This window comes from Cobetia sp. 2AS, assembly GCF_029846355.1.
Taxonomy (GTDB): Bacteria; Pseudomonadota; Gammaproteobacteria; order Pseudomonadales; family Halomonadaceae; genus Cobetia; species Cobetia amphilecti.
This window is the reverse complement of the sequence record NZ_JARWKQ010000001.1, coordinates 965,553-986,940: the sequence shown is the minus strand read 5'-3', so window position 1 is coordinate 986,940 and position 21,388 is coordinate 965,553. Positions and strand designations below refer to the sequence as shown.

At 60.4% G+C, this 21,388-nt stretch carries 19 protein-coding genes and 1 riboswitch; of the genes, 16 read left to right on the top strand and 3 right to left on the bottom strand.

All coding sequences use genetic code 11. From position 1 onward, the window contains the following. Window positions 1-136: 136 nt before the first annotated feature. Complete coding sequence (locus tag QD356_RS04170) at window positions 137-2,551, bottom strand: aminomethyltransferase family protein (protein WP_225996404.1); 2,415 nt, start codon at window positions 2,549-2,551, stop codon at window positions 137-139. Between the two features lie 266 nt (window positions 2,552-2,817). Between QD356_RS04170 and QD356_RS04165 the strand changes: the two genes are divergently transcribed. The 8 genes from QD356_RS04165 (at window position 2,818) to QD356_RS04125 (ending at window position 10,482) form a co-directional block, all read left to right on the top strand. Then, entirely contained in the window at window positions 2,818-4,092 is a 1,275-nt protein-coding gene (locus QD356_RS04165) for a histidine kinase (protein WP_192838086.1), read from the top strand. Further along, complete coding sequence (locus QD356_RS17830) at window positions 4,089-5,042, top strand: response regulator transcription factor (protein WP_192838085.1); 954 nt, start codon at window positions 4,089-4,091, stop codon at window positions 5,040-5,042. Before QD356_RS04165 ends, QD356_RS17830 begins: the two co-directional genes overlap by 4 nt. Next, window positions 5,039-5,929, top strand: coding sequence for a PAS domain-containing protein (locus tag QD356_RS04150; RefSeq protein ID WP_192838084.1), 891 nt, complete (start codon window positions 5,039-5,041; stop codon window positions 5,927-5,929). Before QD356_RS17830 ends, QD356_RS04150 begins: the two co-directional genes overlap by 4 nt. Before the next feature lie 163 nt (window positions 5,930-6,092). Further along, window positions 6,093-7,502 (top strand): NAD(P)/FAD-dependent oxidoreductase, encoded by a 1,410-nt coding sequence (locus tag QD356_RS04145; protein WP_192838083.1) that lies wholly within the window; start codon window positions 6,093-6,095, stop codon window positions 7,500-7,502. A 277-nt stretch (window positions 7,503-7,779) separates the two neighbouring features. After that, on the top strand, window positions 7,780-8,148 hold the full coding sequence (locus QD356_RS04140; RefSeq protein WP_192838082.1) for an SMR family transporter: 369 nt from the start codon (window positions 7,780-7,782) through the stop codon (window positions 8,146-8,148). Between the two features lie 14 nt (window positions 8,149-8,162). Next, on the top strand, window positions 8,163-8,483 hold the full coding sequence (locus QD356_RS04135) for a multidrug efflux SMR transporter (protein WP_043332225.1): 321 nt from the start codon (window positions 8,163-8,165) through the stop codon (window positions 8,481-8,483). Between the two features lie 183 nt (window positions 8,484-8,666). Continuing rightward, a complete protein-coding gene (locus QD356_RS04130; RefSeq protein ID WP_192838081.1) occupies window positions 8,667-9,455 on the top strand; it encodes a CmcJ/NvfI family oxidoreductase in 789 nt (262 codons plus the stop codon). 277 nt (window positions 9,456-9,732) lie between these two features. Further along, window positions 9,733-10,482 (top strand): 2OG-Fe(II) oxygenase, encoded by a 750-nt coding sequence (locus QD356_RS04125; protein ID WP_192838080.1) that lies wholly within the window; start codon window positions 9,733-9,735, stop codon window positions 10,480-10,482. Window positions 10,483-10,622: 140 nt separating this feature from the next. Here QD356_RS04125 and QD356_RS04120 read toward each other — a convergent pair whose 3' ends face one another. Next, window positions 10,623-11,534 (bottom strand): LysR family transcriptional regulator, encoded by a 912-nt coding sequence (locus QD356_RS04120; RefSeq protein ID WP_192838079.1) that lies wholly within the window; start codon window positions 11,532-11,534, stop codon window positions 10,623-10,625. Window positions 11,535-11,673: 139 nt separating this feature from the next. Here QD356_RS04120 and QD356_RS04115 point away from each other — a divergent pair, with 139 nt between their 5' ends. Together QD356_RS04115 and QD356_RS04110 are read left to right on the top strand one after the other, a co-directional pair. Beyond that, the gene (locus QD356_RS04115; RefSeq protein ID WP_192838078.1) at window positions 11,674-12,132 is read left to right on the top strand and encodes a YeeE/YedE family protein; all 459 of its coding nucleotides are present in this window, start codon (window positions 11,674-11,676) and stop codon (window positions 12,130-12,132) included. Then, window positions 12,129-12,542, top strand: a complete 414-nt coding sequence (locus QD356_RS04110) for a DUF6691 family protein (protein WP_192838077.1) — start codon at window positions 12,129-12,131, stop codon at window positions 12,540-12,542. Before QD356_RS04115 ends, QD356_RS04110 begins: the two co-directional genes overlap by 4 nt. A 94-nt stretch (window positions 12,543-12,636) precedes the next feature. Here QD356_RS04110 and QD356_RS04105 read toward each other — a convergent pair whose 3' ends face one another. After that, entirely contained in the window at window positions 12,637-13,875 is a 1,239-nt protein-coding gene (locus tag QD356_RS04105; RefSeq protein WP_192838076.1) for a histidinol-phosphate transaminase, read from the bottom strand. Between the two features lie 671 nt (window positions 13,876-14,546). Between QD356_RS04105 and QD356_RS04100 the strand changes: the two genes are divergently transcribed. The 6 genes from QD356_RS04100 to QD356_RS04075 all read left to right on the top strand — a co-directional run bounded on the left by QD356_RS04100 (window position 14,547) and on the right by QD356_RS04075 (window position 21,249). Next, window positions 14,547-16,316 carry a hypothetical protein gene (locus tag QD356_RS04100; RefSeq protein WP_192838075.1) on the top strand — a complete coding sequence of 590 codons (1,770 nt, stop codon included), beginning with the start codon at window positions 14,547-14,549 and terminating at the stop codon, window positions 16,314-16,316. A 229-nt stretch (window positions 16,317-16,545) separates the two neighbouring features. After that, window positions 16,546-16,654, top strand: a riboswitch (guanidine-I (ykkC/yxkD leader). Between the two features lie 272 nt (window positions 16,655-16,926). Beyond that, entirely contained in the window at window positions 16,927-17,904 is a 978-nt protein-coding gene (locus tag QD356_RS04095) for a putative urea ABC transporter substrate-binding protein (RefSeq protein ID WP_192838074.1), read from the top strand. A 108-nt stretch (window positions 17,905-18,012) separates the two neighbouring features. Continuing rightward, window positions 18,013-18,837 (top strand): ABC transporter permease subunit, encoded by an 825-nt coding sequence (locus tag QD356_RS04090; RefSeq protein ID WP_043332237.1) that lies wholly within the window; start codon window positions 18,013-18,015, stop codon window positions 18,835-18,837. Further along, window positions 18,834-19,700: an ABC transporter ATP-binding protein gene (locus tag QD356_RS04085; protein ID WP_192838073.1), complete on the top strand. Its 867-nt coding sequence runs from the start codon at window positions 18,834-18,836 to the stop codon at window positions 19,698-19,700. Before QD356_RS04090 ends, QD356_RS04085 begins: the two co-directional genes overlap by 4 nt. Next, window positions 19,684-20,454 (top strand): urea amidolyase associated protein UAAP1, encoded by a 771-nt coding sequence (locus QD356_RS04080; RefSeq protein WP_192838072.1) that lies wholly within the window; start codon window positions 19,684-19,686, stop codon window positions 20,452-20,454. The genes QD356_RS04085 and QD356_RS04080 overlap by 17 nt, the downstream gene beginning before the upstream one ends. An 84-nt stretch (window positions 20,455-20,538) precedes the next feature. Then, complete coding sequence (locus QD356_RS04075) at window positions 20,539-21,249, top strand: urea amidolyase associated protein UAAP2 (RefSeq protein ID WP_192838071.1); 711 nt, start codon at window positions 20,539-20,541, stop codon at window positions 21,247-21,249. Window positions 21,250-21,388: the final 139 nt, after the last annotated feature.

Sequence of the window (21,388 nt, the reverse complement as noted above, 5' to 3'; positions counted from 1 at the left end):
CTTCCCTGCGAGGAGGATGGGCGTTATTGAGGCATGCCGGCTACGGCATGCACCGTGAGATGACTTGCAGGGCGCTGCATATACGCAGGTCATTGCTCGCGACTCACCTCTCATGCTTGCCCGCCTTGCAGTGAGATCAGCTACGCACCTTGAGGCGCTCCGGGTCATGGAAGGGCAATGTCACCACCTCGGCGGCGAGGCGCTTCTGATGGCCATCCAGCTGGCCGATCTCAAGCTGGGTTCCCGGGCTTGCGAAGTCCGGTGCCAGGCGGCACATCGCGATGGAGCGATCGAGCAGCGGCGACTGGGTGGCACTGGTGACCACGCCCACCGGATAGCGGCCGTGGTAGACGAGATCGCCATGGCTGACCAACTCGCTGCTGTGCATCTTCAGGCCCATCACGCGATGCCGTGATTCCGGCGCCTCGCGTTGCAGCGCTGCCCGCCCGACGAAGTCCTCTTCCTTGCTCTTCATCGGCACGGTGAAGCCGATGCCCGCCTCATAGGGGGAGGTCTGCGGGCAGAATTCATGACCGGCGAAGATCAGCCCCGCCTCGATTCTCAGCATGTCGAGGGCATCCAGTCCCAGCGGCGCGATGCCATGGGGCTCACCCGCCGCCCAGATCGCCTCCCACACGGCCGGGGCGTCCTTGGGATGACACCAGATTTCATAACCGAGCTCGCCGGTATAGCCGGTACGCGACACCATCAGCGGAATGCCATCCGGCCCCGACAGACGACCGATCATGAAGCGGAACCAGCCCAGCCCCTGAACGTCTGGCTGGGTACGCGCATTCCAGATCAGCGGCGCCAGCACCTCGCGGCTCTTCGGCCCCTGCAGCGCGATGTTGTGCAGCTGATGAGTGGAGTCACGCACCGTGACGCGATAGCCCTGGCGCTGGGCAAGCTCCCTGAGCCACTGGCCGCTGGCCGGGTCACCGCAGATCCAGCGGAAGGTCTGCTCGCCCATGCGGAACAAGGTGCCGTCATCGAGCATGCCGCCGGTTTCCTGACACATGGCCGAGTACACCACCTCGCCGATGGAGAGCCGTCGTACATTGCGGGTCAATGCGTATTGCAGCAGGCGTTCGGCATCGGGACCGGCGACCTCGAACTTGCGCAGCGCCGAGAGATCCATCATCGCGACCCGCTCGCGGCAGGCCAGATATTCGGCCCGCGCACCCCACCCTTCGTAATGCGTGGCCAGCCAGTAGCCGTGGTAGTCGATGAACTGCTTGGTCAAGGCGGAGGTGCAGGGATGAAAGGCAGTGGGCAGTGTCATGCGCGGCAATTCCTCGGGCCGATTGCGATAGGCGATCCCACGGGGGAAATCATGTTCAGCGGCGTAGATGCGCACCTGGATATCGGTCGGCACCCAGCCATTGGCGGCGTCGATGTCATCCGGACAGGCCGATGAGGCGCAGATGAGGTCACGGTCGGCGCGCAGCAGCACATAGTCGCCGGGGCGCGACCAGGGCTCATCCACCGCCAGGGTGCCGCAGGGCTCTACATAGGCATTGAAGAAGAAGTTGATCGCCGGCCAGCTGGCACGCTGTTGAATGCCATGCGACGCCGACAGGGCGTTGTTGAAGTTGATCGTGCAGCTATCGTGGCCGAAGTAGCCGTGGTGTTCGTAATACTGCGGCGAACAGGCGAGCATGAAGCTGTCATGGCGCCCCACCGTGTCCTGCACCACTTCCAGCATCGGATGCAGATACTGATCGAAGAACACCGAATAGAGCCCCGGATTGGGCATGCAATGACCGGACAGGCTGCGCGTCGCGCCGGAGTCCAGCCCCAGCTCTTCACCCTGCGCCCAGGCATTGGCATCGAAGGCCACGAAGTCGGAGCACTGTCGGCCCGCCACATCGATGATCTGGATCCACTCGCCCTGCTTGACCTCATAGACCTCGACCGTGCCCGCCGAGACTCTCGTCTCCTGCTTGATCGGCGCCAATGGCGCTGGCAGCTGCTCCTGCCCCACCAGCCCCTCGCAGAAGTGCGATACCTCAAGCTCAGTGGCCAGCTGCTTGCCATCGATCGACATGTCATTACCGGGAGCCAGCAGAATCAGGCGCGCGGCAGGTGCTTCACGCGGCCAGCGAATCTCGGCCGGCAACCCGGCCACTGACAAACGCTGCCACTGCGACAGCGGCACCTGCGCGACTCCCAGCGCTGCCAGACGCTGCTGGGTGAACGGGCTTCGTGCCTGCTCGGCCTTACCCTCTTCTGCCCCTTGTGGCTGGCTGGCAAAGGCATGTTCTTCCAGACAGGTGATGCTGGCGTAGCGCGCGAGTGTCAGTCCATCGACTGCGTCTGCAAGCTCTCCAACTTCTGCCACCCGGTGCTCTCCCTCCCGGTCCCTTGGTGGCAATAGCAGCCACTCGCAGGCCTGGGCACCATCGACGGATGACACCTGCACGCTGTCCCCCGGCGACAGCTCAAGCGCCAGCGCATCCAGCCCGGGTATTCGATAACGATACAGCTGGCACGGCGTGGCAGCGGGTATCTCGACTGCAAGCTCCATCGTGGTGATACCTCTTGTGGTCATGGCAAGTGGGTCCGGCGTTGCACGCGTGTTGGGGTGAAGCTGCTCCCCGATGTGCCTGTATGGTGCATGTCCCCTTCTGTGACGCACCACGTTCTTCATGGTTAATTAAATTTACTCACAGTGGAGATCGCGACAATCCATCAAGAGAGGTACCCATGAAGGGGTAAGCCGTTCACTGGCATGAAGCTTGCTCATCAAGCTTGCTGACGCGACATCGCAAGCCCGAAGAAAGAACCCCGAAGCAGGAAGTAGAGAGAGGAGCACGCATGCAAGTCATTCTCGGCGCAGGGAAGGAAGGCAAGGTGCCTGCTGCACGAACGGCGGCCGCCCTGGTTGATGTACGCCGTGCCGACGACCCATTGCACTCCTCCCCCGACGATGCGAAGCGCGAGACTCCCAAGCTCGACGCCATCACCCTGCGCATCGCCACCTGCGCTGACCTCACGGAGACGCTGCCATCATTGCTGGGAGAGCTGCTGCGAGAGTGGATGGACTTACTGAGCCAGCAAGTTGCCGGCGCTCAGGCTTGCTCACGTCCTGTCGAGAGCTGCGTGCTGCATCGCGGGGTCGATCAGCAACGCCATGAGGTGATCGCGCCGACTGGCCTCGCCCTGCCCGCAAAGACGCGTCAGACCCTGCTGGAGATCGTCAGCCAGATTGCTCACGACGCGCACGCCAGCCGCCAGCCATTACCTGTCTCGGGCAAGCCCCACGGGGTGTTGATCGCCCTCACGCACACCACTGACAGACAGGCGACTGACGATGACTGGTTGTGGCTTGGAGAGCCGGCCGCCGCAGCCCTCGAATCGAGGCTGGCGAGCGCCGCCATCGATGCCCTGAGCCGTGGCCTGGCACTGCATCAGCAGCAACAGGCGCGTCACGCCGAAGACATCAAGGCAGCGGTGGCGCAGGCGCTGAAGAACGAACGCCGACATCTGGCGGCGGAGCTGCACGACACCCTCGCCCAGGAATTGAGTTATCTGCAGATGCAGAGCGCACGCCTGACTCGCGCCGCTCGTCATGCGCCACAGGAAGTGCAGGCACTGGCCGACGACGTGCATACCCAGGCCCGGCGCGCCTTGCGCCAGACCCGGGAACTGATCAACGGCGCACACGCCACCTGGGGAGACGCGCCGCTGGCCTGTGTGCTGGATAACTTGATCGAGGAATTCGAGACACGCTCAGGGCTGGTGTTCGAGCTCGACAACCGCATCCAGTCGCTGCACCTCCCCGATGCCCAGGCCCTGCAGGTGATGTTCATCGTGCGCGAAGCGATGACCAACAGCGTGCGCCATGCCCGGGCCACCCACCTGCGCCTGCAATTGCTCTATCAATCTTCAGGGCCTCAGCCGGCGGAGCGGGTGTTGCTGACCATCGAGGACAACGGCTGCGGCTTTGACCCTGCCGACATCGCCCCCGCCCATTTCGGGCTGGGCATCATGCAGGATCGCGCGCGCCAGCTCGGGGCCGACTTCGCCATCACCCAACCCCGCCATGGCGGTACCCGCGTGACACTGAGCTGGGAGCGCCACGACACATGACCGTGACTCGCCAGATGCCCTCGACACACCAGACACCCTCGACACCCCCGACACGAGTCGTGCTCGTCGACGACCATCCGCTGTTTCGGCGCGGGCTTGCCGAGCTGTTGAGTGAAGGTGGCCTGTTCGAGGTCGTGGCCGACTTCGATGACGGCACCGATCTGCTTGACGCCCTGTCCACCCTCGCCCCGGAGCTGGTGATCGTCGACTGGCAGATGCCGCAGCTCGATGGCCTGACTCTGATGCGTCATCTCAAGCAGCGTGATGCCACTCTCAAGGTGGTGCTGCTGACCGCCTCAGATGACAGCCGCCACCTGTTGGATGCCATCCAGCAAGGGGCGGATGGCTACCTGATGAAGGACACCGACCCCGAACGCATTCTCGAGCGCCTGCAGGCCGTGGTCGACGGCAAGCTGGGGCTGGAAGAAGAGACCTTGCTGCTGCTCGCCCGGCGTCTGCAGCAGGACCACCGCCAGCGCGAACAACACTCGCAAGCACAGACGCATAAACAACAGCATAAACAGGAGCAGGAGCGGGAGCAGGCTGAGGCGCCGCCAGCCGCGGCGAAGCCCTCTGCTGGCTCCACGCTCGACGGGGCCGCCGCTCTCGACCGACCCACGACACCTGACCGACACACGACACCTGAATTGCCCAAGGCACCTGAATGGTACGAAGGCCTGACCGAGCGTGAACGCGATACCCTCAAATGGATCGGGCGCGGCCTCAGCAACAAGCTGATTGCCCGCGAGCTGGGCATCAGTGACAGCACGGTGAAGGTCTACGTCAAGAATCTGCTGCGCAAGCTGAACCTGCATTCGCGACTGGAACTGGCCGCCTGGGTCTACGCTCACCCGCTGACGCCCGCGAGCGATGCCAGCCGAGCGCCCGCCGCGGACGCGACAGGCGCCGAACAGGATACGGCCCGGGCCGAAAAGGAGAGCCTGCGATGATGCGCTTTCTCGAACAGTTCGCCTCCGCCTCGATCGCCTCAACCGCCTCGACTGCCTCTCCCTTCAGCGCCCAGGCGATTCTCGATGGGCTGAGTGATGCCGTGCTGGTGGTGGATGCCGACAGTACCCTGCTGTATGCCTCGCGCGGCTGGCAGTCCCTGAGCGGACACGAATCGGGCGGCCCACGAGAAGACACGCCCACCGCCACTCGGGCGGACGGGCCCGGCACGGCAGCGCAGCGCCTCCGCGATGCCCTGCACCCCGCGGATCAATCGCGCTGGGACATGCTCGCCCGCCACGTTTCGCGCCGCGAACGCCCTGACTGCTGGCGATTGCGCATCATGGGGGCGGACCACCACTATCGCTGGTGTGAAGTGCGCAGCCAGTCGCTCTCGCTGGCCTCGCCCTGGCCCGCCACGCTCACCCTGCATGACATCAGCGAGCGCGTGCAGCAGGAGCAGATCGACGCCGCCAACCTGCGCAGCCTGACGCGGCTGATCAAGGGGCTGCCCGCGATGGTCTATCGCGCGCGCAACAACCGCCACTGGTCGATGGAATACATCAGTGACGGCTGCCTGGCCATCACCGGCCTCAGCCCCCAGCAACTGCTCGATCATCCCTCCCTCACCTACGGCGAGATGATCCATGCCGAAGATGCCGACCGCGTGTGGGATCAGGTGCAGGCAGCCCTTGAGGCCCGCACCCCCTTCACTCTCGCCTACCGCATTCGCCATCGCGACGGCGAGGTCATCCGGGTGCAGGAAAAGGGCCATGGCATCTATTCACCGGATGGCACGCCTTTGGCGGTGGAGGGCATCATCTTCGCCGTCGACACTTCGGATATCTCAGGCGTACCGCCATCGACTGAACCATTAAATGAGACATGAACTGAGACATGAACTGATGTACCCCTTTATGGCTACCCTTTCCGAGCAATGTGCAGCCGGACCACATCTCGCTAGCCTGTTTCGTTGTCAGTGTTTCACGACGTCACCACGTCCTGAAGCCTCGGATAACGCATGAAGACACAACAAGAACAGGAAGGTATCCATGACCCAACGTATCGCGATCATCGGTGCAGGACCCAGTGGCCTGGCTCAGTTGCGTGCCTTTCAATCCGCTGCCGACAAGGGCATCGAGATTCCCGAGATTGTCTGTTACGAAAAGCAGGATGACTGGGGCGGTCTGTGGAATTACAGCTGGCGTACCGGACTGGATGCCCACGGCGAGCCGGTCCACGGCAGCATGTATCGCTACCTGTGGTCGAATGGCCCCAAGGAATGTCTCGAATTCGCCGACTACTCCTTTGAAGAACATTTCGGGCGCCCTATCGCCTCCTATCCGCCGCGCGCGGTGCTGTTCGACTACATCAAGGGACGCGTCGAGAAGGCTGGCGTGCGCAAGTACATCCGCTTCGGTTGCCCGGTGCGCCAGGTCACCTTCGATGATGCCAGCCAGCAATTCACGGTCAGCGTGCATGACCAGGCGCTCGATCTGGTGACCAGCGAAAGATTCGACCATGTCATCGTGGCCTCCGGGCATTTCTCGACGCCCAATGTGCCGGAATTCCCCGGCTTCTCGAGCTTCAATGGCCGCATTCTGCATGCCCATGACTTCCGTGATGCACTGGAATTCAAGGGCAAGGACCTGCTGTTGCTCGGCAGCAGCTATTCCGCCGAGGACATCGGCTCGCAGTGCTACAAGTATGGTGCGCGCAGCATCACCACCAGCTATCGCACCGCCCCGATGGGCTTCAAGTGGCCGGACAACTGGGAAGAGAAGCCGCTACTGGTGAAAGTTGATCGCGATACCGCCTATTTCAGTGACGGCAGCCACAAGCGCGTCGATGCCATCATCCTGTGCACCGGCTATCTGCACCACTTCCCGTTCCTCGAGGAGTCGCTGCGCCTCAAGACCCAGAACCGCATGTGGCCGCTGGGGCTCTACAAGGGGGTGGCGTGGGAAGAGAATCCGCGCCTGTTCTATCTCGGCATGCAGGACCAGTGGTACACCTTCAACATGTTCGATGCCCAGGCCTGGTGGGTGCGTGATGCGATTCTCGGCACCTTGGCCCTGCCGTTATTGGACGCGATGCGTGCAGACAGTCTGGCGTGGCGTGCGCGCGAGGAAACGCTGGAAAGTGATGAGGACATGATTCTTTTCCAGGGCGATTACGTGAAATCGCTGATCGAGGAGACCGACTACCCGAGCTTCGATATCGATGGCGTGAATCGTACCTTCCTGGAATGGGAGCATCACAAGCACGAGAACATCATGACCTTCCGCGATCACGGCTATCGCTCCTTGATGACCGGCACTCTGGCGCCCAAGCATCACACGCCGTGGCTGGAGGCGATGGATGACTCGCTGGAAGCCTATCTGGCACAGCCTGCCGAGGCCGCGACGTCATCCGATGCGGAATCAGACATTCAGGCAACGACCACGCCGCTGGCCTCCTGACGCTCCTGGTCACAAGGGCGCTTGTTCAAAGGGGCTTTTGGTCTCAGGGGTTCGTGTTGACAGAGGCTCTGGCCAAACAAGGCTGCGCCAACGACTTGCCAGGCAGCAGGTGGAGGGACACCAGGCGGAGGGCTTCCCTCCGCCTTTTCCTGCATCAAAACATCAACAAAAACTCATATAGACTGGTATTGGTTGTTGGATATTGATGGCACGCAGGTCTCTCACAGGTGATGGAACACCACATTTCCCCGACACCCCACAAGGACACCCGATCACCATGCGCATCACGCTCTACTTCCTGATCTCGACCCTGTGCGAAATCGGCTGGGCCACGGGCCTGAAAGTCGCCGACAGTCCGCTGGAATGGGCACTGACGGTACTGCTGGTCATCATCAGCCTGAGTCTGGTCACCCAGATCGCCAAGGCACTGCCCGCCAGCACCACCTACGCCATCTTCGTCGGCCTGGGCACGGTGGGGACGGTGGTGGCTGACCTGCTGTTCTTCGATCTCGAATTCCAGTGGTCCACGCTGGGCTTCGTGGTGCTGATGCTGATCGGCATCATCGTGCTCAAGACGGCCCCCAGCGCGCCTGCCGACAAGCAGCCTCGCGCGAGTACCACACCGCAGACCACCCTCAGTGAATGACCAGGAGTGACGCCATGGATTGGGTCTATCTGATCGCCGCCGGCTGCTGTGAAGTCGTCGGCGTCACCGGTTTCAACCAGTACGCCAATCAGCACCGCCGCATGGGCGTGTTGCTGGTCGCGCTGGGCTTCAGTTCCTCCTTGAGCCTGCTGTATCTGGCCATGGACACCATCAGTCTGGGCATCGCCTATGCCGTGTTCTCCGGCATCGGTACCGTGGTCAGCGCCATCATCGGCGTACTGTTCTGGCGCGAGCACTTCTCGTTTCGCCGCATGGCCTGCATCGGCGTCATCGTGCTGTCCATCGCCGGTCTGCACCTGTCCGGCGGGCATTGAGCGCCGGTCGGCGGTTGATTATTGCCATTTGTGCAATAACCAATTGCCGACAGGCGCCTTTTTCTGCCCACGCCAGTGCACTAGCCTCGTGAACCAGCCTCCTGGACTCGGCACCGCAGGCACCCGCCTGAGTGCCTGTCCTGCGGCATCCTCTGACAACCCATCGTGAAGGAGGTCTCGTTCATGTCAGCGCCCGTCCCTACCCGCATGGCGTTCGTCAATTATCAGCTCGACTGCCCGGAAGGCCTGCAGATCAAGGTGGACCCGAACGGCGAGACCGGTCGCCGCATCGAGCCGGAGCATGACCGCCGCGGTGTCAGGCTGCAGGACCTGCGCGCCACACCGCCCAGCTTCGCCTGCCAGGGGTTGCTGTTTCTCGACACGCCAGAACTTGCCGTCGATGTGCGCGATGCCGGGGTGCGCGATCGCCTGCACACACCGGCCATCGAGGCATTGCTCAAGCAGCAGCTCGGCGTCAGTGAAGTGCAGGTGTTCGACCATACCCTGCGCGGCTTCGAGGGTGAGCGCGTGCCGGCGCAGCATGTGCATGTCGACTACTCACCGCGCTCTGGCCCGCAGCGCGTGCGCGATCTGCTCCCGCCCGAGCAGGCGGAGCAGTGGCTGAGCGGCCACTACGGCATCGTCAATGTCTGGCAGCCGGTCGAGCAGGCCGTCGCACGTGACCCGCTGGCCTTCGCCGATACCCAGAGCGTGCAACACGAGGACTGGGTCAACATCGACATCCTCTATCCGGACCGCTGCGGCCAGATCCAGGGCCTCGTGCACAATCCGGCTCACCGCTGGTACTTCGCCTCACAGATGCGCCCCGACGAAGCCATCGTCTTCAATGCCTTCGACAGCGCCGGCAAGCCGCCGGTCGCGCATACCGCGGCCGAGCTGCTCGATACGCCCGACGATGCGCCGACACGCACAAGTCTCGAGACGCGGGTATTGGTCCGCTATCCCGACTGACGTGTCACGGCCGTTGATTGATAACGGCTGGTCGGTGGCGGCTGGTTGAAAATGACTGGTCGTTAACGACTGGCTAGTGGCGGCTGAGCGCCGCGGTCGAGATGGCAGAGACCTGGCCCATCCGGGTAGCTGCCCCTCTCTCGCCCCTCTCGCGAGCTTATCGGCACCCGCCGCCAGATGACCGTCGTCCAGGCCTCCCTCCTTGCAGGCCTGGCGGCCATCGCTTGGCGGCCACCAGGTTCTCGTCACACATTCTTCGTCATTCAGGAGCTTTGCCATGAGCTTGTCTTTCCATGTCGTCCGCCACGAACGCGGCTTCTCTCCCACGCCCCTGCCCATCTGGACCGACAACGGCGACGTGTCTGATCTCTTCGAGGCCGACGCGGCACCAGAGGTGGTCCGTCAGGAAGTCGAGGGTGTCCCGAGCGCCTTCCAGCTGCTCAATGTGCTGACACCCGCCGAGTGCGACAACTTCGTCGCCGCCCTGGAGGAGATGGGCTTCGAGGAAGATGCGCCCGTCTCCCTGCCGCGTTCGGTACGCCACAACCACAACGTCAACTGGGTCGTCAGTGAAGCGGTCGATCAGGTCATCTGGCAGCGTTCGGCGCCGCTGGTGACCGAGCAGATCCAGGGCGAAGGCGCCAAGGGCATCAATGCGCGCTTTCGTGTCTATCGCTACGAGGCCGGCGACTTCTTCAAGCCGCACACCGATGGTGCCTGGCCGGGCAGTCGCGTCATCAATGGCGAGATCGTCCAGGATGCCTATCCGGGCCTGATGAGCCAGTACACCTTCCTCATCTTCCTGAGCGATGGTTATACCGGCGGGCGCACCGAGTTTCTGGTCAGCCGTCGCGACCCCGGCAAGCCGGCCCAGTCGCAGGATGATATCCAGAAGGTCTCGGTCTCCACGCCCAAGGGTGGCGTACTGTGCTTCCCGCATGGCTCGCATCCGCAGCACTGCGTGCATGCCGGCGAGCCGATCCGCGACGGTGCCAAGTACATCATCCGCAGCGATATCCTCTATTGATGGCTGCCTGATGAGCAGTGGCCAGGCACCGCTTGGTAGATGCTGCTTGGTAAGTACCCAGCGCGCAGCCTGAAAACACGAAGGGCCCGATCTATCAAGACCGGGCCCTTCGTGTTTTCGCGTGCCGTTCACAGGGCTTGTCAGCAGGACAGCCGCTCGCGGCGGGCAAGCAGGAAGTCGACCCAGGCACGTACGCGCGGGTTGTGCTGATTCTCGCGCGCGAAGACGACGTGGATACCGGTGTCGAAATCCGATGAAGTGACCTGAAAGTCCTCCAGCACCGGCAGCAGGCGGCCACTTGCCAGCTCTTCCCGGATGGCCCAGTGCGGCTGCACCACCACGCCGGCGCCCCCCAGTGCTGCCTGGGTGAGAATGTCGGCATTGTTGGTGCGCAGCGCGCGGGCGCGCACCGAGATGCGATGCTCCCGATCGCCCTGCACCAGCCGCCAGTGATGATTGGCGGTGGTATAGCTGAAGGTCAGCAGACGGTGCTGCTCCAGGTCCTGTGGCTGATGGATAGGTGGCTGGGCGGCAAGGTAGGACGGCGCGGCAGCCAGCACGAAGCGCTGATCACTGATATGGCGCGCGATCAGGCTCGAATCTTCCAGGTGGCCGATGCGCAGGGCCACGTCGAAGTGGTTCTCGACCAGGTCCACCCGCTGGTCGCTGCTGACGATATCCAGCACCACCTCGGGGTAGCACTGCATGAACTCGCTCACCAGCGGTGCCAGATAGAGGCGCGAATAGCGCCACGGCACCGAGATGCGCAGCGGCCCCGCGACCCGCTCACTCAGCGTTTCCAGCTCATCCTCCAGTTGGTCCACCTCGGCCAGAATGGCGCGAAAGCGGATCAGGGCGCGCTCGCCGGCCGGCGACAGCCGTACATGGCGCGTGGTGCGCACCAGCAGCGGCTCGCCCAGCTGGCGCTCCAGATGATTGACGTGACGCGTCGCCGTGGAACTGGCGATATCCAGCTCTCGCGCCGCCACATTGAAGCTCTGATGCTCCGCCACCTTGAGAAAGGTGCGCAGGCGTTGGGTCAGTTCGTTCATGGTGCTCCTGCGGTGCCCTCCATCGAAAGGTCGGCGTCCTTGTCCTACAGCCAAGCGGCCAGACAGCCGGTTGGCGCTCGCCAGCCACGAGCATATCATCGACGCACCGCAGGATGACCGCGACACGAGGATGAACGACATGGACATGATAAGCAGCATGAAAGGACTCGCCGGTGGCGTCCTGATCGGTCTCTCGGCAGTGATGCTGATGGCCTTTCTGGGACGTATCGCCGGTATCAGTGGCATCACGCGCGGTGCGCTGCTGGAATCAGGCTCGGACCGCCGCTGGCGTCTCGCCTTCGTGCTCGGGTTGATCAGCGGCCCGCTGCTGCTTTTGCTGCTCAATCTTGACTGGGGCAATGTGGCCGCAAGCACGGATGCGCTGATCGGCAATCCCGCCAGCGGGGTGCTGAGCATGATGGTCGCCGGTCTGCTGGTGGGTATCGGAACAGGCATCGGCGGCGGCTGTACCAGTGGTCATGGCGTCTGCGGTATCGCGCGTCTCTCCCCCCGCTCGCTGGTGGCCACGGTGGTATTCGTGACGGTGGCCATGCTGACAGTGTTCGTGAGCCAACATCTGCTGGGGGAGTCACCATGAAAACGGTCATCGGTTTCCTTACCGGGCTGGTCTTCAGCCTCGGGCTGACACTCAGCGGCATGACCGACCCCGCACGGGTGGTCGGCTTTCTCGACGTGGCTGGAGATTGGGACCCCACGCTGATCTTCGTGCTGGGTGGTGCCGTCATCACCACCTTCCTCGGTTATCGCCTCGTCTGGCGGCGTGGCACTCCCCTGCTGGGCGAGCGCTTCCAGCTGCCCACGCGTCGCGATATCGATGGCCGCCTGCTGCTAGGCGCGGCCCTGTTCGGTATCGGTTGGGGGCTGAGCGGCTACTGCCCCGGGCCTGCCATCGTCTCCAGCAGCGCCATGACTCTGCCATTGGCGGGCTTTCTGGTGACGATGCTGCTGGGCTGGTGGCTGGCCACCCGTCTGACGCGCAGCCACTGACCCGAGCGCTACGCGACTCAAGAAAAAAGCCACGCAACAGAAACGCCCGCCAAATGGCGGGCGTTTCATCTTTCTACAAGGGAGTCCGTCACGACTAGACGATACCCTTGGCCTTCATTTCGCGCAGCACGGCAGCGACATAGTGCATCTCCTCCGGTGTGCCGAGAGACATGCGACACCAGCCATCGGCCGGCGGGAAGGCACGCCCGATCAGCACGTGGCGTTCCTTCATCGCGGTCTGGAATTCCTTCAGCGGCCTGGAGATACGATGGAAGACGAAGTTGGTCTGCCCCGGCAGATACTCCCAGCCCAGCTCGTCGAGCGTTGCCGTGAAGATGGCGCGCGCTTCATCGTTGCTCTGCTTGCTGTGGACCAGAAACTCCGGTGACTGCATGGAGGCCGTCGCCGCCATCACGCCAGGATACGACAGCGTCATGGCATCGTCTTCGACGTAGTGGGAGACGTGCTCGAGACGATCGACATCGCCGACGGCGTAGCCGACACGCAGGCCAGCCATGGCGTGAATCTTGGAGAAGGTCTTCAGCAGCAGGACGTTCTTCGCGCCACCAGCAATCAGATGATCGGCCGAGCGGAAGGCTGGGTCATTGACGAATTCGGCGTAGGCTTCATCGATGATGAACAGCGTATCGTCGCGGCTGTCGTTGACCCAGGCCTCCAGTTCATCACTGGAAATGATGGTCGAGGTCGGGTTGTTGGGATTCACCAGATAGACGATGGAGGGGCCGGAGTGGTCGGCCACGGCCTGCTTCATGTCGGAAATCTTGAATGACCAGTCCTCGCGCGAGGACGGCACCTTGCGAATGGCGAGGTCATAGAAGCCGGCATACAGGGCGCCATCGCCATAAGTCAGCTCGGGAATCACCAGCTGGGTATCGGGAGTCGCATGGGCCAGCACACTGGCACGGATCGCATCCGAGGAGCCCGGCGTGAACAGAATGCTCTCGCTCGGCACCTTGTGGTGAGTCGCCACCAGGGACTGCAATTTGCCCAGATGGGCGAAGGGATAGCGATTGGAATGCGGGATGGATGCCGCTGCGGCACGCTGTGCAGACGGTGCCATGCCCAGCGCATTCTCGTTGTAGTTGAGTCGCACCGGAGACTTGGCGGAAGGCTTGAGCACCGCCGCAGCAGGTGCCGTCTCCTTGGCCAAGGCACTGGGAATACCCGGCAGGAACTGACCCAACGCCGCCCCGGCAATTGCCGCCCCACTCATGCCCAGGAAACCACGACGCGAACGCGATGATGGAGAGCCCTTCTCAACCGCCTGAACCACAGAAGACCCCTGCAGATCCTTCTCGACTACGTCTGTCATCGTGTGTCCTTTGTCTGTCGCTGCTGCCCTTCCCCTCGTGTGAAACCACACGGGCAATCGGGAGCAAGCCGTTGTTTTTGTATGTGCTAATAAAGCACCACCAACGTATAAGACTTTGGTGAGAGGCACAACGAAACGACGCGCCGGATCGCGCAACCATGAGCCGCGATATTGGCAACCCCGTGGAAGGCCATACGACGTATCGAGGGAGGCCAATTGGCAAAGGAACACTTGCCAGTGATTCGTGAAGACACCGGCCATTGGGCCGGTATAATAAGAACGAAAATGCGGTATCAGCGAGAGGATTCCTGAGCAATCTCTCTGATGACGATGCTAGCCAACTGGCGGGTGTTATGCGGATTACCGTTGCTACCTAATAGAGCTAGGCCAATCCTAACGATCTGGCTAAGTTACCCACAAAAATTCTACACTGCTGAATATATCAAACTTAGCATTAGCCCCCAAAATATCTCCAATTAAAAAACTAGTCTTTTAGTCATATCCACACTGTTAAAAATTTAGTGAAAGTGCAAAAATAGGTCAGCACTAAAGGTAAAATTCATCCCCTTACATACCAAACAGGCATATTAATGACAGTTACACCATCCAGTCCTACATTTTATAGAGAATCAATAATGGCAGCTGTGCATCACATGCATCGAGGAGATGTGATGGAAGTAGGCAACTCTGTATTTAGTTTATTTTCAGGGAAGGAATATGTACCTGGAGAAAAAGCAGAATTAAATACGGTTCATTTAGAGTGGTCGATATCCTCTCATGAAAACAAGAGCTGGGCGAGAGAAAATCCAGAAATAATTCTAGACTGGATAACCGCTAGCTTTTGGTATTTCAGAAGCATGAGCGCTATACCCTCTATTGCAGACGCCATTTGGGGTTTATGCGAAATTTTCGTCGATTACTTTAAAGAAATACAGCCTAACGCTCTATCTGCAGCTATCCAACTTGCACTTTGGGATTACCAATACAATCGAAAAAGACACCCAAGGTACCTTGAATACATCAAAGGACTAAACATTGAAGATCGTAGATTAAAAGCATACAGGAGTCTTTTCAAAACCACTTCCATTAACAAAGAACAATCTGACTATCAAGCCAGCATATCGGAAGCTTATCGTGAAAGAGAACATCACAACAAGATCAACAAAGCGTCAGCAATCATTAGCTATTACTGTAATATAGATAGCAATGAAGAAATTTTTCACGAGCTATTAGACGTGCTCGGCGATTCTGATTTAATCGATACAATTAGCACTGGGCAGTGTGATTTTTTAAACCCTATGATTGTCCATCTTTATGATACTAACAACTATAGGTATCTTCTCAAGTTAATAAAAAACCTAAAAGGCATTCGCCCTATCGCTGAAGACGTTCAACCTCATGCATTTCTACTAACAAATGGGGTTAATTTAACACTACTAAAAAACTTTGAAAAAATCACTATAACGGAAGACGATAACCAAGCCAACTACAGCGCATTAATACACAGCTTAAATATTTCCAATTCAGTTGCTATAAGCCTATTAGGGGAAAAAGATCCTGACGTTAGCTATTATGAAGAATCTAGAAAAGGCACCCCACCTATACAAGATAACTTAGATGGCTTAGCTGAGGCAGTGACAAACCACTTCAAGCTTGATGATGGCCTCTACGACGAACTGAGCGCACTCACATTATGTCCATCACATAGCTTCCCAATACAAGCGTGCTTATTCAGATTAAAAAAATCGGCTCCAATTATTTCCGTAAGTCTAGAAAAAGTGATAGACGACCCGGAAGAAAAAAGATTTTTATTCTTGCTATCTAGCTGCACTCATTCTTACAACTCAGAGAGAAATTTCATAATTAAAGAATTTGGGGAAGGCAGCACTATAATAACAGACCCTAATGCAACTGAGTTCGCCCATTACTTATCCAACGATTTATATAACACCATATACATATCGGCTCACGGCGAATATGACCACTGGGGGAGAAGTCGATATGATGAAATATATTTTTCCGAAACATCAAAAATACCCATGGAAACTATAGAAGCCTGCACATCACACCTTTCTAACAAAAAGAATATTATTCTAAATATATGTGATGGTGCTACCTCAGAGATAAGCAGCAATCCATATAGTAGAGGATTCGCCAGTGCTATGGCCAGAGGTAATCAAACTATTATTTCTCATCTATGGCCGGTGAACCCAATCTATGCTTGTAGTTTCGGGATGCTAGCTCTTTATTTCATAAAAACCAATGATGCTATTAATACAGCCAAACTTACTTATGATTTTCTCAACAAAGAAAATCATGAAATAATAAACGATTCCAATCGACTATCTCCTGCATTCGATGAGCTAAGGAACCACCTTAAAAGCACTACTTTCAGAGTTTGTGAATTTAAAAACATAGGAAGCATAGCAGTCTACTCATAGACCAAAAATTTATACAATTAATTAAAAATCAACTTTTTACCGCCCACCTTGCATCAATTTAGCGCTTACGTTGCACTAAGTTGGTGCTTTTGGTGACTTATCCAATTCCAAAGCTCATCTTAAAATTAATTTAAAATACTATTTTTGAATGATATTTATATCATGTGGCACACTTCCTGCTAGACATTCACCGAGGCACCGATAGGCATACAACAATCGAAAATCTACACCAATGGAGCGCTAGGGTTCCGGTGACTGGCTGATAGCCGTCACGACTGGTCCGAGAGCACTCGACCTCCAAGCTGGGGGTTACACGGCGGGACAAAAGCCCGGGAGACGCAAAGCCTGTAAAGGTCGGCGCCTCTCACTTTTTCCGCCGGAGATAACGACAATGACCCAGCTCACTCGCCTTTCCCAGTCCGCGACTTCCCCCTCGGATGCCAGCGCCCAGGTGTCATCCGCTGCTGTCTCATCTGCTTCATCCGCTGCTGTCTCATCTGCTTCATCCGCTGCTGTCTCATCTGCTTCATCCGCCGTTTCCAGAAACGCTTCCAGACGTGCTGCGCTGGCCGGCGCCCTGCTGCTTGGCGCATCGCTGAGCCCGCAGGCCATGGCGCAGGATTCCTTCAGCGTGTGCTGGTCGGTGTATGCCGGCTGGATGCCGTGGGAATACGCGGACACCCAGGGCATCGTCGACAAGTGGGCCAAGAAGTACGACATCAACATCGATGTGGTGCAGGTCAACGATTACGTCGAGTCCATCAATCAATACACCTCCGGCAATGTCGATGGCTGCGCCATGACCAACATGGACGCCCTCACCCTCCCCGCCGCCAGCAGCGTCGATTCCACCGCGCTGATTCTGGGCGACTACTCCGATGGCAATGACGGCGTGATGGTCCGCGACGGCGATTCCATCGAGTCCCTGAAGGACCGCGAGGTCAATCTGGTGCAGTTCAGTGTCTCCCACTACCTGCTGGCACGCGCACTGGACAGCGTCGGCATGAGCGAGCGCGATCTCACCACCACCAATACCGGCGATGCCGACATCGTGGCGCTGGCCAGCAACACCGACACCCAGGCGGTGGTGACCTGGAACCCGCAGCTGGCCACGCTCAAGGAGATGCCCGGCTACACCGAAGTCTTCAACTCCAGCGACATCCCCGGCGAGATTCTCGACCTGATGGTCGTCAATACCCAGACGCTGAAGGACAACCCGGACTTCGGCCACGCACTGGTCGGTGCCTGGTATGAGGTGATGGAGAAGATGAAGGCCGGTGACGAAGACGCACTCTCCCAGATGGCCGATGCCGCCGGCACCGACCTCGCCGGCTATCAGTCCCAGCTGGCCGCGACCCACATGTACTACACCCCTGCCGAGGCCGTGGCCGCCTTCAATGCGCCGAGCCTCAAGGACACCATGCAGCACATCGCCGACTTCAGCTTCGCGCAGGGCCTGTTGGGCGAAGGCGCCCCGGATGCCGGCTTCATCGGTATCGAGACCCCCACCGGCGTCATCGGCAATGAAGGCAACGTGATGCTGCGCTTCGACCCGAGCTACACCGCCGCACTGGCCGACAGCCAGTAACGCCACGCGGTGGATGCCGCACACGCTCCGCGGGGCAGCCTGCCTCGCGGAACGTGAACCGACCGCCTCCCTCGACCGCACCCTCGTTCGCACCCGTGGAGCCCGCGCATGAAACGCCTGATCAATCTGACACCTTCCCGTGGTGGCCGCTGGCTGCTCGGTGGCCTGCCCTTCGCGCTGCTGGCCATTCTCTACATCGTGCAGTCCAACCAGCGACTGCTCGACAACCCGAATGACCGCCTGCTGCCGTCCTTCGCCGCCATGGGCGAGTCGTTCTCGCGACTGGCCACCGAGGTCAACGTGCGCACCGGCGACCTGCCGCTGTGGACCGACACCTTCGCCAGTCTCGAACGCCTGCTGGCCGGCGTGCTGATCAGTGCGCTGATCGGCCTGACCGTCGGCCTGCTCACCGGTGGCCTGCCGCTGTTGCGTGCCAAGCTGTCACCGCTGATCACCGTGCTGTCCCTGATTCCGCCGATGGCGATTCTACCGATCCTGTTCATCGCCTTCGGTACCGGCGAGCTGGCCAAGATCGCGCTGATCGTCATCGGCATCACGCCCTTCCTGATTCGCGACCTGCAGAATCAGGCCCTGCGCTTGCCCGATGAGCAGCTGATCAAGGCCCAGACGCTGGGCGCCAGCTCCTGGCAGGTGCTGACCCGCGTACTGCTGCCCCAGCTGACCCCGCGCCTTCTGAGCGCCACGCGCCTGGCACTCGGCAGCGCCTGGTTGTTCCTGATCGCTGCAGAAGCCATCGCCGCCCAGGATGGCCTCGGCTATCGCATCTTCCTGGTACGTCGCTACTTGGCAATGGACGTCATCCTGCCCTACGTGGCCTGGATCACGCTGCTGGCCTTCCTGCTCGACCGTCTGCTGGTGCTCGTCTCGACCCGCGCCTTCCCCTGGTACCACGCTGAGGAGAGCCAATCATGAGCCTGATCCACGCCAAGGGCCTCGAGAAGCACTACAGCCAGCAGGTCGTGCTGGAACGCATGAACCTGACCGTCGAGGCCGGAGAATTCATCACCCTGGTCGGCGCCTCCGGCTGCGGCAAGACCACCTTCCTCAAGCTGCTGCTGGGCACCGAGGGCGTCTCGCGCGGTGAGCTGCTGCTCGATGGCAAGCCCATCCCCGGCGAGCCGGGCCCGGACCGCGGCATTGTCTTCCAGAAGTATTCCGTCTTCCCGCACCTCACCGTGCTGGGCAACGTGATCATGGCCGAGGAGCTGGCACGAGCCCCGCTGACCGGCAAGCTGTTCGGGGCCAAGCGCCGTGAAGCACGGGTCGCCGCCGAAGCGCGTCTGGCGGAAGTCGGTCTGTCCCACGCACTGGACAAGTACCCGCATGAGCTGTCCGGCGGCATGCAGCAACGCCTCGCCATCGCCCAGGCGCTGATGATGAAGCCGCGCATCCTACTGCTGGATGAGCCCTTCGGCGCGCTGGACCCGGGCATCCGCAAGGACATGCACCAGCTGATCCTGCGCCTGTGGGAAGAACAGCAGCTGACCATCTTCATGATCACCCACGACCTCAAGGAAGCCTTCGAGCTGGGCTCGCGCGTCTGGGTGTTCGACAAGGTGCGTGTCGATGCGCAGGCCCCGCAGGCCTATGGATCGACCATCACCTATGACCTGCCCACCGAGCGCAGCAAGGCCAAGGCGTCGTCCCGGCAGCCGGGCTCTGTCCAAACGGGCTCTGACCAACCGACGCCCGAGCACGAAGCGCTGACCACACCAGCCCACTCCGTTTCTCAAGCCACTCTCACCGGAGGCCAATTCAATGAACATACCGCTTGATGCCGCAACCGCCGCCCGCGCCAGCTTTACCGCTAGCTTTACTGCAAAGTACAAGACCCATCTGCCCGGCGGCCATCACTGGTCGATGCGCATGCCGCGTGGCAGCGCGCTCAAGCTGACTGCGAGCGAGGCCAACGCCAATGTCGGCCTGATGATGTACAACCCGCTGGATACGCTTGAGCGCCTCAATCTGCCGGATACTCTCAAGGGTCAGCACACCTTCCGCCTCACTGAAGGGCACTGCCTGTATTCCGACATGGGCCGTATCTTCGCCTCCATCATCCAGGACGATCTCGGCTGGCATGACAGCGCCAGCGGCAACCTGATGGAGCATCACTTCGCCGCCAAGGGCTGGCACAAGAAGGCCTATCAGCAAGCCTTCAATGACTTCACGCCCAGCGGCCACGACAGCCTGCTGATCGAGATGGCCAAGTACGGCCTGGGCGAGCGCGACCTGTGCGCCAACCTCAACCTGTTCTCCCGCGTGCGCGCCGATGAAGACGCCAATCTGCATTACGTCGCGGACCACTGCGCCGCCGGCGACAGCGTCACCCTGCGCTTCGAGATGGACACCCTCGTCATACTGCACACCTGTCCGCATCCGCTCGACCCCGCCGAGGACTATCCGCTGCGCGGCGTGGACATGACCTTCGGCACCGCGACGCCGATGGATGAGCACGACGCCTGCTATCTGTCGCGCCCCGAGAATGCCCGCGCCTACGCCAACAACCAGCTCTATCACCTGGCGGGCTGAGGCGCCCCTCGACAGCAGACGGACGCCACGGCGACTGGCTAGTGGCAAACGACGCCCCAGATGACAAGGACAAAGGACATCCCCATGTGCACCTCGACACTTGAACACCCACATGCCCACACCCCGGCCGCGACGGACGGTGCCCCGCTGAGCTACGCCGACCCCGCACAGCAGCCGCGCGAGCTTGAGCGCACCATCGAGGCCGGCGATCACTTCATCGGCCTGGTCCGCGCCGGCCAGCACCTGCGTATCACCGACCTGCACGGCAATCAGGCCGCCGACACCCTGTTCTTCTCAGCCGACGACACCGCCGAGCGCTACAGCGCGATGGACACCGTGCGCGAGCAGGGCAAGGTCTACCTGACCACCGGCACGGTGCTCTATTCCACGCGTGGCCGTGCACTGCTGACCATCACCGGCGATACCTGCGGTCGGCATGACACCCTGGGCGGCGCCTGCTCCAGCGAGTCCAACACCGTGCGTTACGACCTGGAGAAGCGCCACATGCACTCCTGTCGCGACAACTGGATGCTGGCCATCGCCCGCTACCCGAAGTACGACCTGACCAAGCGCGACATCGGCCACAACATCAATTTCTTCATGAACGTGCCGGTCACCGCCGATGGCGGCCTGAGCTTCGAGGACGGCCTGTCCGGCCCGGGCAAGTACGTCGAGATGGTCGCCGAGCGTGACGTCTACGTGCTGCTCTCCAACTGCCCGCAGCTCAACAACCCCTGCAATGGCTACGACCCGACACCGGTCGCCATCCGCATCAGCGACTCGCCGCTAGGTTGAGCCGCCGTCACACAAGCACACGACAAGATAGGCCGAGCCCCACCTGACGATGTCATCTCTCTTGCATCACTCGTCAGCTCTCCAAGGCTCTGCCCGGCTACCGGACGACCGGCAGCTTACAGTTTGAAGGCGGGACGAC